This is a genomic window from Rhizobium sp. P40RR-XXII (assembly GCF_012641405.1).
GTDB lineage: Bacteria > Pseudomonadota > Alphaproteobacteria > Rhizobiales > Rhizobiaceae > Rhizobium.
Window position 1 is genome coordinate 12,652 of sequence record NZ_JABAII010000002.1, and the last position, 15,082, is coordinate 27,733.

15 protein-coding genes are annotated in these 15,082 nt (G+C 60.1%); 9 read left to right on the forward strand and 6 right to left on the reverse strand.

Features of this window, described 5'->3' with window-relative positions; translation table 11 throughout:
* Nucleotides 1-103 precede the first annotated feature (103 nt).
* Entirely contained in the window at nt 104-1,366 is a 1,263-nt protein-coding gene (locus HGP16_RS03380; RefSeq protein WP_168838623.1) for an NAD(P)/FAD-dependent oxidoreductase, read from the forward strand.
* 56 nt (nt 1,367-1,422) lie between these two features.
* Here the strand turns inward: HGP16_RS03380 and HGP16_RS03385 are convergent, their stop codons facing one another.
* Nucleotides 1,423-2,466, reverse strand: a complete 1,044-nt coding sequence (locus HGP16_RS03385; protein ID WP_168838624.1) for an NAD(P)-dependent alcohol dehydrogenase — start codon at nt 2,464-2,466, stop codon at nt 1,423-1,425.
* A gap of 199 nt (nt 2,467-2,665) precedes the next feature.
* Here HGP16_RS03385 and HGP16_RS03390 point away from each other — a divergent pair, with 199 nt between their 5' ends.
* Nucleotides 2,666-3,577: an AraC family transcriptional regulator gene (locus tag HGP16_RS03390; protein WP_168838625.1), complete on the forward strand. Its 912-nt coding sequence runs from the start codon at nt 2,666-2,668 to the stop codon at nt 3,575-3,577.
* 40 nt (nt 3,578-3,617) lie between these two features.
* On the opposite strand, the gene HGP16_RS03395 is transcribed toward HGP16_RS03390, so the two are convergent.
* A complete protein-coding gene (locus HGP16_RS03395) occupies nt 3,618-4,064 on the reverse strand; it encodes a hypothetical protein (protein WP_168838626.1) in 447 nt (148 codons plus the stop codon).
* Nucleotides 4,065-4,298: 234 nt separating this feature from the next.
* On the opposite strand from HGP16_RS03395, the gene HGP16_RS03400 reads away from it, so the two are divergent.
* Entirely contained in the window at nt 4,299-4,949 is a 651-nt protein-coding gene (locus HGP16_RS03400) for a TetR/AcrR family transcriptional regulator C-terminal domain-containing protein (protein ID WP_168838627.1), read from the forward strand.
* Nucleotides 4,950-4,993: 44 nt separating this feature from the next.
* Nucleotides 4,994-6,013 (forward strand): ketol-acid reductoisomerase, encoded by a 1,020-nt coding sequence (gene ilvC / locus HGP16_RS03405; protein WP_168838628.1) that lies wholly within the window; start codon nt 4,994-4,996, stop codon nt 6,011-6,013.
* Between the two features lie 196 nt (nt 6,014-6,209).
* On the opposite strand, the gene HGP16_RS03410 is transcribed toward ilvC, so the two are convergent.
* From HGP16_RS03410 to HGP16_RS03420, 3 genes are read right to left on the reverse strand one after another with little or no spacing between them, the layout of a single operon-like run.
* Nucleotides 6,210-6,818 (reverse strand): class I SAM-dependent DNA methyltransferase, encoded by a 609-nt coding sequence (locus HGP16_RS03410; RefSeq protein ID WP_168838629.1) that lies wholly within the window; start codon nt 6,816-6,818, stop codon nt 6,210-6,212.
* A gap of 1 nt (nt 6,819) precedes the next feature.
* A complete protein-coding gene (locus HGP16_RS03415; protein ID WP_168838630.1) occupies nt 6,820-7,200 on the reverse strand; it encodes a type II toxin-antitoxin system VapC family toxin in 381 nt (126 codons plus the stop codon).
* Nucleotides 7,200-7,409 carry an AbrB/MazE/SpoVT family DNA-binding domain-containing protein gene (locus tag HGP16_RS03420; protein WP_168838631.1) on the reverse strand — a complete coding sequence of 70 codons (210 nt, stop codon included), beginning with the start codon at nt 7,407-7,409 and terminating at the stop codon, nt 7,200-7,202. The genes HGP16_RS03415 and HGP16_RS03420 overlap by 1 nt, the downstream gene beginning before the upstream one ends.
* A gap of 242 nt (nt 7,410-7,651) precedes the next feature.
* On the opposite strand from HGP16_RS03420, the gene HGP16_RS03425 reads away from it, so the two are divergent.
* Nucleotides 7,652-8,881, forward strand: coding sequence for a PLP-dependent aminotransferase family protein (locus tag HGP16_RS03425; protein ID WP_168838632.1), 1,230 nt, complete (start codon nt 7,652-7,654; stop codon nt 8,879-8,881).
* A 160-nt stretch (nt 8,882-9,041) separates the two neighbouring features.
* Here HGP16_RS03425 and HGP16_RS03430 read toward each other — a convergent pair whose 3' ends face one another.
* Nucleotides 9,042-10,100, reverse strand: coding sequence for an aldo/keto reductase (locus tag HGP16_RS03430; RefSeq protein ID WP_168838633.1), 1,059 nt, complete (start codon nt 10,098-10,100; stop codon nt 9,042-9,044).
* 174 nt (nt 10,101-10,274) lie between these two features.
* Here HGP16_RS03430 and HGP16_RS03435 point away from each other — a divergent pair, with 174 nt between their 5' ends.
* The 4 genes from HGP16_RS03435 to HGP16_RS03450 all read left to right on the forward strand — a co-directional run bounded on the left by HGP16_RS03435 (nt 10,275) and on the right by HGP16_RS03450 (nt 15,059).
* Nucleotides 10,275-11,255 carry an ABC transporter substrate-binding protein gene (locus tag HGP16_RS03435; protein ID WP_168838634.1) on the forward strand — a complete coding sequence of 327 codons (981 nt, stop codon included), beginning with the start codon at nt 10,275-10,277 and terminating at the stop codon, nt 11,253-11,255.
* Nucleotides 11,256-11,272: 17 nt separating this feature from the next.
* Complete coding sequence (locus HGP16_RS03440) at nt 11,273-12,967, forward strand: iron ABC transporter permease (protein ID WP_168838635.1); 1,695 nt, start codon at nt 11,273-11,275, stop codon at nt 12,965-12,967.
* Complete coding sequence (locus tag HGP16_RS03445) at nt 12,955-13,986, forward strand: ABC transporter ATP-binding protein (protein ID WP_168838636.1); 1,032 nt, start codon at nt 12,955-12,957, stop codon at nt 13,984-13,986. The genes HGP16_RS03440 and HGP16_RS03445 overlap by 13 nt, the downstream gene beginning before the upstream one ends.
* 77 nt (nt 13,987-14,063) lie before the next feature.
* Entirely contained in the window at nt 14,064-15,059 is a 996-nt protein-coding gene (locus HGP16_RS03450; RefSeq protein WP_168838637.1) for an isopenicillin N synthase family dioxygenase, read from the forward strand.
* The last annotated feature ends 23 nt before the right edge of the window (nt 15,060-15,082 follow it).

Sequence of the window (15,082 nt, forward strand, 5' to 3'; positions counted from 1 at the left end):
CAATGGCGCGTGACAGCAGCAGAGGTGCCATGCATAAAAGATGGTTGCTGCTTACTCTTCTCAACCCTACGTTTTCGGCGAAATGTAGCCATGAGGTGTTGCCATGCAGGATCATCACGTTGTCGTTGTCGGGGGCGGTTTCGGCGGGGTACAGCTCGTCAACGATTTAAAGGGCGCTCCCGTACGCGTCACGATGATCGACCGGCGCAACCACCATCTGTTTCAGCCGCTTCTCTATCAGGTTGCGACCACCTTGCTCTCAACTTCCGAGATTGCCTGGCCGATCCGCAGCTTCTTCAGGGACAGGCCGGAGGTGACGACATTGCTTGCGGAAGTTGTCGGTGTCGACAGCGAGACGCATCAAGTCCTTCTGAAAGATGGGCAGAAGATCGGCTACGATACGCTGGTGCTGGCGACTGGTGCCACCCATGCCTATTTCGGCCATGACGAATGGGAACCGGTGGCGCCGGGGTTGAAGACACTGGAGGATGCGACGACCATCCGCCGCCGGGTGCTGCTCGCCTTCGAGCAGGCGGAGCTGGAAACAGACCCGGCGGTCCGCGAATCCCTCCTGACTTTCGTCATTGTCGGCGCGGGACCGACTGGCGTCGAACTTGCCGGGATCATCTCGGAGCTGGCAAGGACGACCTTGCCTAGGGAATTCCGCAATATCGATACCCGGAAGGCGAAGATCATTCTCGTGGAGGCGGGGCCGCGCGTGCTCCCGGCTTTCGCCGAGGACTTGTCCGACTATGCGCGCAGGGAACTGGAAGAACTGGGCGTCGAAATCCGCTTCGGCAAGCCTGTCACCTTCTGCTCGGCCGAAGGAGTGACGATCGGAGATGCCTTCGTGCCATGCCGCACCATCGTCTGGGCGGCGGGCGTCGAGGCATCCCCGGCGGCGAAATGGCTGGACATTCCTGCCGACCGCGCTGGCCGGGCCGTCGTCGACAAGGAGCTGCGGGCGCCCGGCAAGCAAGATATCTTCGTCATCGGCGACACGGCGTCCGTCCTGCGCGACGACGGCAGTCCGGTGCCGGGGATTGCTCCGGCCGCCAAGCAGCAGGGCGCCTACGTTGCCAAGGTGATCAAGGCGAAGCTGACGGGCAAACCGGCGCCGGGACCATTCCACTATCGCCATCAAGGCAGCCTGGCGACGATCGGCAAAAGTGCGGCGATCATCGATTTCGGCTGGATCAAGCTCAGGGGATGGCTCGCCTGGTGGGTATGGGGCCTCGCCCACATCTATTTCCTGATCGGCGTGCGCTGGCGCATCGCAGTCGCCTGGAGCTGGCTTTGGATCTATATCAGCCGGCAGCACAGCGCCCGGCTGATCACGCAGAAGGAAACCATGCGCGAGGAATGAAAAAAGGGCAGCCGCAGTGGCTGCCCTTTCCGTATGAGCATTTGCGCCGCAAGCGCTTACGCCAGCGAGGCGATGTCGATGACGAAGCGGTAGCGAACGTCGCTTTTCAGCACGCGCTCATAGGCTTCGTTGATGTCCTGAATGCTGATCTTCTCGATCTCGGCGACGATGTTATGCTCGCCGCAGAAGTCGAGCATTTCCTGGGTTTCCTTGATCGAGCCGATCATGGAACCGGAGAGGCTGCGACGGCCGGGGATCAGCGAGAAGGCATGCACCGGAACGGCATGTTCGGGAACGCCGACCAGCACCATGCTGCCATCATATTTCAGAAGGTTCAGATAGGCATTCCAGTCGATCGCGGTGCCGACCGTGTTGATGATCAGGTCGAAGGTGCCTGCGAGCTTGGTGAAGGTCTCGGCATCGCTGGTGGCGTAATATTCCTTGGCGCCCAGCTTGAAGCCGTCTTCCTTCTTCGACAGCGTCTGGCTGAGAACCGTCACGTCAGCGCCCATGGCGTGCGCCAGCTTGACGCCCATATGGCCGAGGCCGCCCATGCCGACGATCGCAACCTTCTTGCCCGGACCGGCCTTCCAGTGGCGCAGCGGCGAGAAGAGCGTGATGCCGGCGCACAGCAGCGGCGCGCCCGAATCCAGCGGAATATTGTCGGGGAAGGAGAGAACATAGCCTTCCTTGACGACGATCGAGTCGGAGTAGCCGCCATAGGTCGGCGTCTCGCCATCGGCTTCGACGTCATTGTAGGTCTGGACCAGGCCCGGCATGTAGTGCTCGTAATCCAGATCGCGCGTGGCGCACGTCGTGCAGGAATTGACGAAGCAGCCGACGCCGACGCGGTCACCGACCTTGAATTTCGTTACCTTGGACCCGACGGCCGTGACGAGGCCTGCAACTTCATGGCCAGGTACCATCGGGTATTTCGAGAAGCCCCATTCGTTGCGAGCCTGGTGAATGTCGGAATGGCAGACGCCGCAATATTGAACAGCGATGACGACATCGTCTTCGTTCGGCTCGCGGCGCTCGAAGGTGAAGGGAGTGAGCGGCTTGGACGCGTCGGTGGCGGCATAACCTTTTGCGATAGGCATGGAAGGTTCCTTAATATTGGGACGGGTTGGGAGTGGAATTGAGAGGCTGGACTATGCATCGGTATCGGACGGCAGCGGTAGAGCGATCCTGCAAGCTTTATGTACGATCCTGCGAATCTAAATTTCCTGCGGCTCTTTTGCGAACGGAAGAGGTCACCTAGATAAGCCTCGACACGCTCTCAAAAACAATCGGTTGCGCATGACACTGGCTTTCAACCCCAATCAGGAACTCGCCTCCATCGTTGCCCGTTTCGCTACGAGGGATGGAGAATATCGCACGCCGATAGACGGTCTCAACCTATACCGACAGTCGGCTGCGACCGTGTGGCAACATGGGGCCTATCGACCCTGCTATGCCGTCGTTGTCCAGGGACGGAAAAGCCTGACGGTCGGCGCCGATTCGTACCATTACGGTGTCGGCGAGTATATTTTGATGGCCCTCGACCTGCCCGTATCGACCCAGGTCACCAATGTCGGCAGTGATACACCCTATCTCTGTTTTGCCATGGCCCTCGACAGCGAACGGCTGAATGAGCTGTTAACGCGTGTCAATATTCCGCGCCAAGCGATGGCATCGGAGCCCATGCGCGGGCTTGCGGTCGATGCGGCGTCGCCGGAACTGCTCGATGCCTCATTGCGGCTGCTCAGATTGCTCGACCGGCCGGAGGATATTCCGGCCATGGCGCCACTGATCGAACAGGAGATACTCTACCGTCTGTTGACAGGCCCGAGCGGTCCCCGGCTGCTGCAAGTCGCCATGGCTGAGAGCCAGAGCAACAGGGTGGCGCGCGCGGTTGCCTGGATCCGTGGCAATTTCTCCCAGCCGCTGCGCATCGAGGAACTGGCGGAACGTGTCGGCATGAGTGTCTCCTCGCTGCACCATCATTTCAAGGCGGTGACGGCAATGTCGCCGATGCAATATCAGAAGCAGCTTCGGCTTCACGAGGCGCGGCGGCTGATGATCGTCGAGCAGCTCGACGTCGGATCGGCCGGCCATCGCGTCGGCTATCAGAGCCCTTCGCAGTTCAGCCGCGAATACAGCCGCCTCTATGGCCTGCCGCCGCTGAAGGATGTCGAGGCCATGCGTACCAATGCGGTGGCGGCCGAATAGGCGACGTTCCCGACCCGTCGTCCGCGTCCAGCTCTATCGATCAACTGATCGGGTCGTTGCAGTTGCCGCCGGTCCAGGTGTAGCTAGGGAGGGAGCCATGCGGTCCCCACAGGCCCTCGAAGCGTGTGTAGCTGGGATCGAACTGGATCGAGAGCGCTCCGGTTCCATATTTGTCGAACCATAGCAGCACCCGTTTCCTACCGGGGGCTGCTCCGATTTCCGACACGGTACCGATCGTCTTCGCTCCATCGTCGTCGAAACGGTACGTTCCCGAGATGTGCCCTTCCATGTTGACCTGCAGCGATGTCTCGACGTCCACCAATGATCCGTTTGAAAGAAGTTTGCCGCAATAATGTCCGGCTGGTCCGGCGAGTGGCTTTGCTTCCGAGAGACTTGATGTCGACACGGGAAGCAGGCCGATTGCCAGACAGACCCCAATGGTGCCGGCAAGCATCCGCCGCCTGCCTTTGACGGAACGACGCTTCATTGAATTCGAGAATAGCAGCGTTTCGCAAAGATACATGGATGCGGTTCTCATTAAGGCGATGCCGACCAAGGGCGTGTCGGCCGGCCGGCAAGCTCTAGCCTCCGCAAGCCTGCCCTGACAAGCACTCTCTTTTTGGCGCAGTGCAGCAACGAATTCCGCTTGACGGCCACCGTGTCGTCCTGCATAAAGCACCCACGAACCGTACCGTACGGTACGCATTTGGGAGTGGTCATCGTGCTGAGCGAAGCAGGACAGTCGAGCGAGTTTTCGCCGCGCCAGAACGCCGTTCTGGAACAGGCGTTGCGTCTGCTCGTCGACGGCGGCGAAAAGGCGCTGACGACCTCGGGTGTCGCACGCGCCGCCAATTGCTCCAAGGAAAGCCTCTACAAGTGGTTCGGCGATCGCGACGGTCTGCTCTCGGCGATGATCACCTATCAGGCGAGCAAGGTGCGCACGTTCGAGCGCAATGGCGAGCGGCTGAACTCGGCAAGCCTGCACGATCATCTCGTGATCTTCGCGCGCGACCTGCTGGAAGTGCTGGCCGGCGACGTTTCGCTCGCCTTGAACCGTCTGGCGATCGGCCAGTCGAACCGCGACGGCTCTAAGCTCGGCAAGCTCTTGCTGGAGCGGGGGCGCCGGCAGATCGACCGCCGCGCCAGCGGTCTCATCGATGCCGGCAAGCGGGCAGGGCTGTTGCGCTTCACCGATGCCGACGAGGCATATCACACGCTCTACGGGCTCATCGTCTCCGATCTGCATGTGCGCATGCTGCTCGGCGAGCCCGGTTTGAAGGATACGAGCCGTCAGGCGGAGAAGGCGGTCAGCGCCTTCCTCCGGCTCTACGGCACGGAAAAGGTATTGGCGGAAGCAACAGCGACCGTCTGACAATTTAAAATCTGCACCCAGACAAGCAAAGGGAAGGACAAACAATGCGCGTCTATTACGATCGTGATGCCGATCTCAACCTCATCAAATCGAAGAAGGTCGCCATCATCGGCTACGGCTCCCAGGGCCGCGCTCACGCGCTGAACCTGAAGGACAGCGGCGCACAGAACGTTGCGATCGCGCTCAAGGCCGGTTCGCCGACCGTCAAGAAGGCGGAGGCCGACGGCTTCAAGGTCATGACCGTTGCTGAAGCTGCCGGCTGGGCCGACCTGATGATGATGGCGACCCCGGACGAACTGCAGGCCGACATCTACAAGGCCGACATTGCTCCGAACATCCGGGACGGCGCTGCGATCGCTTTCGCGCACGGCCTCAATGTTCACTTCGGCCTCATCGAGCCGAAGGCCTCTGTCGACGTCGTCATGATCGCTCCGAAAGGCCCGGGCCACACGGTTCGCGGCGAATATCAGAAGGGCGGCGGCGTTCCCTGCCTCGTTGCCGTTCATCAGAACGCTTCCGGCAACGCCCTTGAACTCGCTCTCTCCTACGCCTGCGGCGTCGGCGGCGGCCGTTCCGGCATCATCGAAACCAACTTCCGCGAAGAGTGCGAAACCGACCTCTTCGGCGAACAGGTCGTTCTCTGCGGCGGTCTCGTCGAGCTCATTCGCGCCGGCTTCGAAACGCTGGTCGAGGCTGGTTACGCACCGGAAATGGCCTATTTCGAGTGCCTGCACGAAGTAAAGCTCATCGTCGACCTGATCTATGAAGGCGGCATCGCCAACATGAACTACTCGATCTCCAACACAGCTGAATGGGGCGAATACGTCTCCGGCCCGCGCATTATCACGGCTGAAACCAAGGCTGAAATGAAGCGCGTCCTGAAGGACATCCAGACCGGCAAGTTCACCTCGGACTGGATGCAGGAATACCGCTCGGGCGCTGCCCGCTTCAAGGGTATCCGCCGCCTGAACGACAGCCACCAGATCGAAGAAGTCGGCGCCAAGTTGCGCGGCATGATGCCCTGGATCGGCAAGAACAAGCTGGTCGACAAGTCGGTCAACTAAGCTTCTTCAGGGTTATACCGCAGTAGAAAGGCCCGGGGAGGGAGACTTCCCCGGCCCTGGAGCCGGATGATTTTAGGTCTGTTGGACCTAAAATCTGAATCCGCTCTAGGATCAAAGAAGTAGAGCGTGATGTCGTCCGAAAACCGCCTACACTTTTCGGCATCACGCTCTAAACGTTTCAGGATGTGTTTACGGCTCACGTGGCCGATCGAATGCCTTTCCTGGCTCTCATCCGCAGCCATCTTGTCGGTTTGCCATCGTAGCCGCCGCCATCGGTTTCGTTGAGCGAAATGTCCTTCCACCCGGTCGAGATAAGCAGATCATTAAGCCAGTCGGCCGAGATGTAGTTGTAGTATCGGCCGAAGCTGTCGTACCCCTCGGCTTCTCCCGCTTTGAAACTGGCGTGAAATAGGCCGCCGTCCTTCAAAGCCTTGTGGATGCGGTTGAAAATCTCCGGAAGATCCGGTCGCCGTACATGCAGCAAGGATGCTTCGGCCCAAATGCCGTCGTAGAGCTGGTCGTCCTCCAGTTCTTCAAACCTGCGAACGGTCACCGGCTTTCCGATCAACTTTTCGGCCTGCTTGGCCATTTCCGGCGAACCGTCTGTAGGCGTGACGTTGAAGCCCTGTGAGATCATGTAGGCTGCGTCCTGACCGCCGCCGCAGCCCAGTTCGAGAATCGATGCGCCGGCGGGGAGAGTATTCAGGAAGGCATCGAGCCGACGCTGCGGCAGGCTGCGATCGCGCACCGCGTAGACGGCTGCGCTGTGATCGTAGAAGGAGGACGTGGGGTCGTCTTTTGCCATATCAGCCACCCATCTTCAGGTAATAGATTACGTTTTCCAATCCCTTGAAATGAGCATCACAAGTCAGGATATCGGCATCGAGATGAAGAGCGGTTGCATAGATGATCGCATCGGCGGTTGCGAGCTTATGCTGTGCCGAGATCTCAGCCGCGCGCCGGGCTATGGCTGTGTCCAATGGAGTAACGTTACATAGCATCGTGTAGGCGATGAAGTTGTCCAAAACGTCTTCGTCTTTTTCGCGAAGAAGCCATTTGGAAAGTTCAAGCTGGACTATTGTCGGAACAATGCAGTCGCGCGGTTTCGGGATCTGGTCGGAAAGCTGCTGTCCAGTCGGGCTATCAAGAAGCCACTCTATCCATGCGGAACTATCGATCACACGCATCAGTATCGGTCGCCTCGATCGCGATAGTCTTCGGGGTTTGCGCCTCGCGCCATACCTTTGAGATCTTCCAATGTTGGAACCGGCATAACGAGCACGCCCTTGCCTTTGGGAATAAAGACGAACTCCTGACCAGCGCTCCAATGCTGCTGATCACGCACTTCTTTTGGGATCGATATCTGAAATTTTGAGGACAGGGTCGCAGTGATCATTCTTACTTTTTCCTATCGATTGATCTAGCGTAAGAATAGCATCTGCACAGAGGAATGTGTAGGTCTCCTTGGGAAGCAGAAAATTGGGAGATTTTGAGTGGATGCCACGTTGAATGAATAGCCTTTTCTATCGCTGAAGTTTGATTCCTCGCTACCATCATAAACAAATTAGGTCAGCATTATTGACTTATCTTTTGTTGCGTGATCTTGTGCCGGAAAGACCAAAAATTACGAGGAAGCCCATGTTGAATTGGGAAAATATCTTTGCGACGCGCTCGAGCCGTATGCGCGCCTCCGAAATCCGCGAGCTGCTGAAGCTGCTGGAGCGGCCGGATATCATCTCTTTCGCAGGCGGCATTCCCGATCCCGCATTGTTTCCGGATGCCGAATTCAAGCAGGCCTATGCCGATATCTTTTCCGGCCCGACGGTCAATGCAGCGCTGCAATATTCGGTCAGCGAAGGCTATAAGCCGCTGCGCGAATGGCTTGTCGGCCAGATGGGTGCGCTCGGCATTCCCTGCGAACTCGAAAACGTCTTCATCGTCTCCGGTTCGCAGCAGGGGCTCGACTATCTCGGCAAGCTCTTCCTGTCGCCGAAAGATACGGCGCTGGTTACCGCGCCGACCTATCTTGGCGCGCTGCAGGCTTTCAATGCCTACGAGCCGACCTATGACCAGCTGACACCGAACGGCAACCGCACGCCGGACTCCTATCGCGCCGCGGCTTCGCAAGCCGGCGGCAGGGTGAAGTTCGCTTATCTTTCGGCCGATTTTGCCAATCCGACGGGCGAGACCGTCGATCTGCCTGGCCGCGAGAAGCTACTCGACCTTGCCGAAGAACTTGATATCGCCGTTATCGAAGATGCCGCCTATCAGTCGCTGCGGTATGACGGCGAGCCGGTAGCGCCGATCCTGGCTCTGGAAATTGCGCGCAAGGGCCATATCAACGACACGCGGACGATCTATTGCGGCAGCTTTTCCAAGACCTTGGCGCCGGGGCTTCGCGTTGGCTTCATCGTCGCCAATGCGCCCGTCATTCGCAAGCTCGTGCTGATGAAGCAGGCGGCCGACCTGCATTCCTCGACGATCAACCAGATCGCGATCCATCAAGTCGCCGAGCGCGGTTTCGATGCGCAGGTTGCCAAGGTCCGCAAGACCTATAGCCACCGTCGCAACTGCATGCTGGCAGCACTTGCCAAATACATGCCTGAGGGCACGAGCTGGACGAAGCCGCAAGGCGGCATGTTCGTCTGGGTTACCCTGCCGAAGGGCATGGATGGCGCCAAGCTGCTCGCTCGGTCGCTGGAAACGGCGAAGGTTGCCTTCGTGCCCGGACAAGCCTTCTTTGCGGATGGAACCGGTGCGAACACTTTCCGCGTCAGCTTCTCCTGCGCCAATGACGAGATGATCGAAGAGGGCATCTCGCGGCTGGGCAGGTTGATTGCGAGCGAGATCGGATCGATGGCGGCCTGATTTACCTTCTCGCCGGCGGGGAGAAGGATGCGCTCCTGAGCTTGTCGAAGGGGCGCTGGTTGAGGGGGCGATGCACCGTTATGGTGGGCATTGAATGTGCCGCGCCGCGCCCCTCATCCGCCCTTCGGGCACCTGCTCCCAGAGGGGGGAAGAAGTTTCCTTACTTCGCCAGGTGTGGGCTGAGCAGCGAAAGGTCGGCCTCGCTCAGCCGGTCGCTGGCGGTATTGCACTGGTGCCAATAGGGATACATCAGCGGCTGCAGACTGACGTCGTCGAGGCGCTTGCGCTCCTCGTCCGTCAACTTCAGCTCGGCGCTGGCGAGATTGTCCTTGAACTGCGCCTTGGTGCGGCCGCCGATGATGACCGAGGTCACGCCCTTGCGGCCGATGAGCCAGGCAAGCGCCACCTGAGCGGCCGAAACACCGCGGCCTTCGGCGATTTCCACCAGCGTATCGACGATATTCCAAAGGCGGTTTTCATCGCGGATCGGCGGTTCCGTCCAGCCGGCGAACTGGCGCGTGTCCTCTGGTGTCGCCTGATTGCGGCGATGTTTGCCTGAAAGAAGGCCGCCGGCAATTGGGCTCCAGACGAGGATGCCGAGACCCTGGTCGATGCTGACGGGCACCAGCTCGTTTTCCGCGTCGCGGGCTTCCAGCGTGTAGTGGATCTGCTGGCTGACGAAACGTTCGCGCCTGTCGCGCTCACTGACGCCGAGCGCTTTCATGATGTGCCAGCCGGAAAAGTTCGAGCAGCCGATGTAGCGGACTTTGCCCTGGCGAACCAAGGTATCGAGCGCTTCCATCGTCTCTTCGAGCGGCGTCTGTCCGTCCCATTGATGCAGCTGATAGAGGTCGATCACGTCGGTCTTCATACGCTTCAGGCTCGCCTCGCAGGCCTGGATGAGATGCTGGCGGGATGAACCGGCATCGTTGGCGCCAGCCCCCATCGGGAAGCGCGCCTTTGTGGCGATGAGCGCACCGTTTTTGCGCGGACCGCCGATAATTTCGCCGATGATTTCCTCCGATGCGCCTTGCGAGTAGACATCGGCCGTGTCGAGCAGGTTGACGCCGGCATCGATGCACATGTCCACAAGCTTCTTCGCATCCTTGATGCCGAGATCGCCAACGGTCTTCGCCCAGCCGACGCCGCCGAAGGTCATGGTGCCCATAGTGATGGTGGAAACTTTGAGGCCGGAGCGGCCAAGCAAGCGATATTCCATAGATCAGTCCTCCTCGATCCCGTCTGAAATACGTACGTCAGGAAATAGTGCCTGATAGCGATGGTCAAGATTCAATCATCATACGAACGGCAATGTATTCAAAATTCAACTGTCACAATCATGTTAAGCCATCCGTCTAAGGAACCTTCCTGATCATCCAGCCGAGGACGCTTCATGAAGACGTTTGTTTCCGCTCTCGCCGGCCTGCTGGCCGTCGCTCTTTTCTCCGGCGCCGCCAGTGCCGCCGACCTCGTCCTCTATACCAGCCAGCCGAATGCCGATGCGCAGGCCACCGTCGATGGCTTCATGGCCGCCAATCCCGGCATCAAGGTCGATTGGGTTCGCGACGGCACGCCGCAGATCATCGCCAAGCTTCAAGCTGAAATGCAGGCCGGCGCTCCGGTTGCCGATGTCCTGCTGATTGCCGATACGGTGACGCTTGAGCGCTTGAAGGAAGCCGGCAAGCTGCTTGCCTACAAGTCGCCGGAAGCCGCAAATTACGATGCGTCGCTCTATGACGCCGGCGGCTATTACTATTCCACCAAGCTGATCACGACCGGGATCGTCTACAACACGGCTGCCGCGATGAAGCCGGCAAGCTGGCAGGATCTGGTGAAGCCGGAAGCCAAGGGCCTGGTTGCCATGCCGAGCCCGCTTGCTTCGGGTGCTGCTCTCATCCACGCACAGACGCTCGCCGGCGTCGGCAGCCTCGGCTGGGACTACTACAAGAACCTCGCCGACAACGGCGCGATCGCTTCCGGCGGCAACGGTGCTGTGCTCAAGTCGGTTGCTTCGGGTGAGAAGGCCTATGGCATGATCGTCGACTACATGCCGATCAGAGAAAAAGCCAAGGGTGCCCCGCTGGAATTCGTATTCCCGAAGGAAGGCGTTTCCGCCGTCACTGAGCCGGTCGGCATTCTCGCCAGCACGCAGCATGACGATGCCGCCAAGAAATTTGTCGATTACGTCCTCTCCGAAAAGGGTCAGGAAGGTTTCCTGAAGCTCGGTTATATTCCGGCCCGCAATGGCACGCCGCTGCCGGCAGGCTTCCCGGCACGTGACAGCATCAAGGTTCTGCCGTTGAATGCGGCCGATGCTCTCAAGAACACGGATCAGGACCTCAAGACCTTCTCCACCTACTTCAAGTCGAAGTAATCCGACCCGGATTTGGAATGTACTCATATGTGCGTCGGGGAAACAGCCAGCCGGCCTGGCTGTTTCCTTTTGTTGTTGTCGTCGTGCTCTTGCTCAGCGTCCTGCCGCTGGCACGGCTGGCGTTTGCCGGCATCGAGGCGCTGCTTAGGGGCGGCACCTATGAACTCATCACCGATCCCTCGCTCTGGCGCTCGGCCTGGTACACGATCGAAACCGCCGTGCTCGGCACGATCGTTTCGGTGGTCCTTGGTTGCCTATTCGCATTCCTGCTGACATTGACCGATCTGCCGGGCAGGGGGCTGCTCGGCTTCCTCTTCGTATTGCCGATGATGATTCCGCCGCAAGTGACGGCACTCGCCTGGGTGCAGATGTCCGGGCCGTCGAGCCCCTTGCTGAAAGCGTTGCATATCGCGCCGCCGCTTGGCTCGCCGCAGCCGCTCTATTCTGTCGGTGGCATCGCTTTGCTCTACGGCGTTCAGCATGCACCGCTCGTCTATCTCGCTCTGCGCGCCGGCCTGATGGCGCTGCCGCGCGATGGCGTCGAGGCCGCAAGGCTTTCGGGCGCGTCCGGCCTGCGTGTCTTCCGCGATATCATCCTGCCCTTGTCTCTGCCCGGTGTCATTGCGGGCGCTGCGATTGCCTTCGTCTCGTCCATCGGCAATTTCGGCATTCCGGCGATCCTCGGCATACCCGCCTCGATCTATACGCTGTCGACGCTGATCTTCACCAAGTTCTCCAGTTTCGGACCACGCACCTTCGGCGACATCGCCATGCTGTCGACGATGATCGCCGTCATCGCTGTTGCCGGGCTTGCCGTGCAGGGCAGAGCCTTGAAGGGACGCGACTATCGCGTCATCGGCATTTCCGGCGCAACGGCTGCCTTTTCGCTGGGCCGCTGGCGCTATCTGGCGTTGCCTGTGCTCTGCGCCATCCTGTTCGTCATGCTCGTCGCGCCCTTCCTCGCGCTGGTCGCCGGTGCGCTGGTGCCCGCCTATGGCGTGCCGCTCACCCTCAAGACGGCATCGCTGAATGCCTTCACCGAGATCCTGTTTCGGCAAAGCATAACGCGCACCGCCTTCTCCAATTCGTTATTCCTGGCGACCGCGACCGCACTTGGTCTCCTGCTGGTGACGGTCCTTGCGGCCTACGCCCTGACGCGGCGCAAGGACATGCTGAGCCGCATCGTCGGCGGTATGATCGAGATCCCGTATTCGCTTCCCGGCATCATCATCGCCGTCTGCTTCATTCTGGTGTTCGCAGCACCCTTGCCGATCCTCAACGTCACGCTTTACGGGACGATCTGGATCATCCTGGTTGCCTATTTCTCCGCCTATTTCGCCGTCAGCCTGAAGCCGGTCATGAGCGCCTTCCTGCAGCTCGATCCGGCGCTAGAGGAGGCCGCGCGTCTTTCCGGTGCAGGCTTCTTCCGCCGTCTTGCCGATATCATCGTACCGCTGATCGCGCCGGCGGCCGGCGCATCGGTGATCCTGGTCTTCCTCATCGCCTGCAACGAGCTGACCGTTTCGGCGCTCCTCTGGTCGGCTGGCACGCAGACGCTCGGCGTCGTCATCTACAATCTCGACGATGGCGGCAGCGCCGATCTTGCCTCGGCCATGTCGGTCATCGTCATCGCCATGGTCGTCATCATGATGGTGCTTCTGGAAATCATGGCCAAGCGCCTGCCGAAAGGAGTGGTGCCTTGGCGAAGCTGATCCTCAATCACGTCAGCAAGGATTTCGGCACGGGCGGGCGTGCTGCCGTCAACGCCTTGTCGCTCGATGTGCGGGAGGGCGGTTTCCTGGCGCTGCTCGGCCCGTCCGGTTGCGGCAAGACGACCGTGCTCAGAATGATCGCCGGTTTCGAGCAACCGACCGATGGCTCCATCCATCTCGGCGAGCGGTTGCTGGCGGATGCGGCGACCATGCTGCCGCCGGAGCGGCGCAACATGGCGATGGTGTTCCAGTCCTACGCGCTCTGGCCGCACATGAACGTATCAGACAATGTCGGCTATCCTCTGAAGGTGCGTGGTATCTCCGGCGAGCGCTATCGCGACAAGGTGCGCGAGGCATTAGCGACAGTGCGCCTCGGCGATTATGCCGAGCGCAGGCCCGCCGATCTCTCAGGTGGCCAGCGTCAGCGCGTGGCGCTTGCTCGCTGCCTGGTGACATCGCCCGACGTCGTGCTGCTCGACGAGCCGCTCGCCAATCTTGACCGTCACCTGAAGAAGGAGATGGAGGAGACTTTCCGCGAGTTTCACCAGCGTTCGGGCGCCACCATGGTCTATGTCACGCACGACCAGAGCGAGGCGATGGCGCTTGCGACCGATGTCGCCGTCATGTCCGAAGGGCGGCTCCTGCAGGTGGCGCCGCCGGCGGAAATCTATGCTCGGCCCGAAGGTAGAATGGTCGGCAGTCTGGTCGGGCAGGGCGCCATACTGCCGCTTGCTTTTCCCGATGGCAGTCCGCGCCGCATCGATTGGGCCTCCTTCCGAGGCCTTTGGGAGAACCGGGCAGGCGGCTCGGCGGTTGCGGATATTCTCGTGCGGCCCGAAGACGTACTCGCCGATGCGGAGGGCATTTCCTGCCGAGTCGATTCCGTTCTCTACGAGGGCGAGCGTTATGCGGTAAGGTTGTCGATGCCGGACGGACAAGTGTTGCGCGCTTATAGCCGCGAGAAGGTCGCTGCGGGGGATGCCTACCCCATTGCCATTCGTTCGGCCTGGCGGCTTTAATCGGGCGGGGGATAAGATGGTTGTTCCCCGGCTCCTCCTATGCTTGATTTGCTTGAAGTTACGGATGGGAGTCGCGCATGTCCGATCATAGCTTTCCGATTTTCGATCTCGGTGCCTTCGAAGCGGCCGGTCATGACGAGAAAAAGCGACTCGGCGCGGAGGTGGACCGGATATGCCGCTCGACGGGCTTTCTGGCGATTGCCAATCACGGCGTCGGCGATGCCGTTATCACCGAGGTATGGGAGAAGACGAAGGCCTTCTTCGATCTGCCGGCCGAGGTGAAACAGCGCGCCAAGACGCTCTATCCCGGCTATCCCTACGGTTATCTCGGGCCGGGTACGGAGGCGCTCGCAAAATCACGCAATGTCGACACGCCGCCGGACCTGAAGGAAAGCTTCAATGGCGGCCCGCTTTCCGTTCCCGCTGATATGAGCAATCCGGAAGCGCTCGGCTTCTGCTATGCCGCCACCATCTGGCCGGAGCGGCCAGATGGGTTCGTGGAGGCATGGAAGGCTTACTATGGGGCGATGGAGGATCTGGCGGCGCGCATCATGCGCGTATTCGCCACCGCGCTCGGTCTCGATGAACATTTCTTCGATTCTTACGTCGATGCTCCGATCAGTGCGCTGAGGGCGCTGAATTATCCCGAGCAGCATGTACCGCCGCAGCCGGGCCAGCTTCGCGCCGGCGCGCATACCGACTACGGCAGCCTGACGATCCTTTTGCCGCAGCCCGGTTCGAAAGGGCTCGAGATCATTGCGCCGGATGGCAACTGGACACCGGTACCGCTGGTGGAAGGGGCCTTCGTCATCAACATCGGCGACCTGATGGCACTCTGGACCAATGACCGCTGGGTTTCCACTGTGCATCGCGTCGTCAATCCGCCGCCGGAAGAGGGCGGCATGCAGCGCCGGCAATCCCTGGCCTTCTTTCATCAACCGAACTGGTTTGCCGAAATCGCCTGCCTGCCTTCATGTCTGAGGCCGGGTGAGGAGCCTAGATATGCTCCCGTTCTGTCCGGTCCGTATCTGATGGGCAAATTCAAATCGACTGTTACAGCCAAAGCCGGTTGATGCGCTTATAATAATAAGCCGGC

What these genes read in the sequence shown, in the direction of transcription:
- HGP16_RS03380 (WP_168838623.1), top strand. Translation starts at nt 104, where the DNA reads ATGCAGGATCATCACGTTGTCGTTGTCGGGGGCGGTTTCGGCGGGGTA.
- HGP16_RS03385 (WP_168838624.1), bottom strand. Translation starts at nt 2,466, where the DNA reads ATGCCTATCGCAAAAGGTTATGCCGCCACCGACGCGTCCAAGCCGCTC.
- HGP16_RS03390 (WP_168838625.1), top strand. Translation starts at nt 2,666, where the DNA reads ATGACACTGGCTTTCAACCCCAATCAGGAACTCGCCTCCATCGTTGCC.
- HGP16_RS03395 (WP_168838626.1), bottom strand. Translation starts at nt 4,064, where the DNA reads ATGAAGCGTCGTTCCGTCAAAGGCAGGCGGCGGATGCTTGCCGGCACC.
- ilvC (WP_168838628.1), top strand. Translation starts at nt 4,994, where the DNA reads ATGCGCGTCTATTACGATCGTGATGCCGATCTCAACCTCATCAAATCG.
- HGP16_RS03410 (WP_168838629.1), bottom strand. Translation starts at nt 6,818, where the DNA reads ATGGCAAAAGACGACCCCACGTCCTCCTTCTACGATCACAGCGCAGCC.
- HGP16_RS03415 (WP_168838630.1), bottom strand. Translation starts at nt 7,200, where the DNA reads ATGCGTGTGATCGATAGTTCCGCATGGATAGAGTGGCTTCTTGATAGC.
- HGP16_RS03420 (WP_168838631.1), bottom strand. Translation starts at nt 7,409, where the DNA reads ATGATCACTGCGACCCTGTCCTCAAAATTTCAGATATCGATCCCAAAA.
- HGP16_RS03425 (WP_168838632.1), top strand. Translation starts at nt 7,652, where the DNA reads ATGTTGAATTGGGAAAATATCTTTGCGACGCGCTCGAGCCGTATGCGC.
- HGP16_RS03430 (WP_168838633.1), bottom strand. Translation starts at nt 10,100, where the DNA reads ATGGAATATCGCTTGCTTGGCCGCTCCGGCCTCAAAGTTTCCACCATC.
- HGP16_RS03435 (WP_168838634.1), top strand. Translation starts at nt 10,275, where the DNA reads ATGAAGACGTTTGTTTCCGCTCTCGCCGGCCTGCTGGCCGTCGCTCTT.
- HGP16_RS03440 (WP_168838635.1), top strand. Translation starts at nt 11,273, where the DNA reads ATGTACTCATATGTGCGTCGGGGAAACAGCCAGCCGGCCTGGCTGTTT.
- HGP16_RS03450 (WP_168838637.1), top strand. Translation starts at nt 14,064, where the DNA reads ATGTCCGATCATAGCTTTCCGATTTTCGATCTCGGTGCCTTCGAAGCG.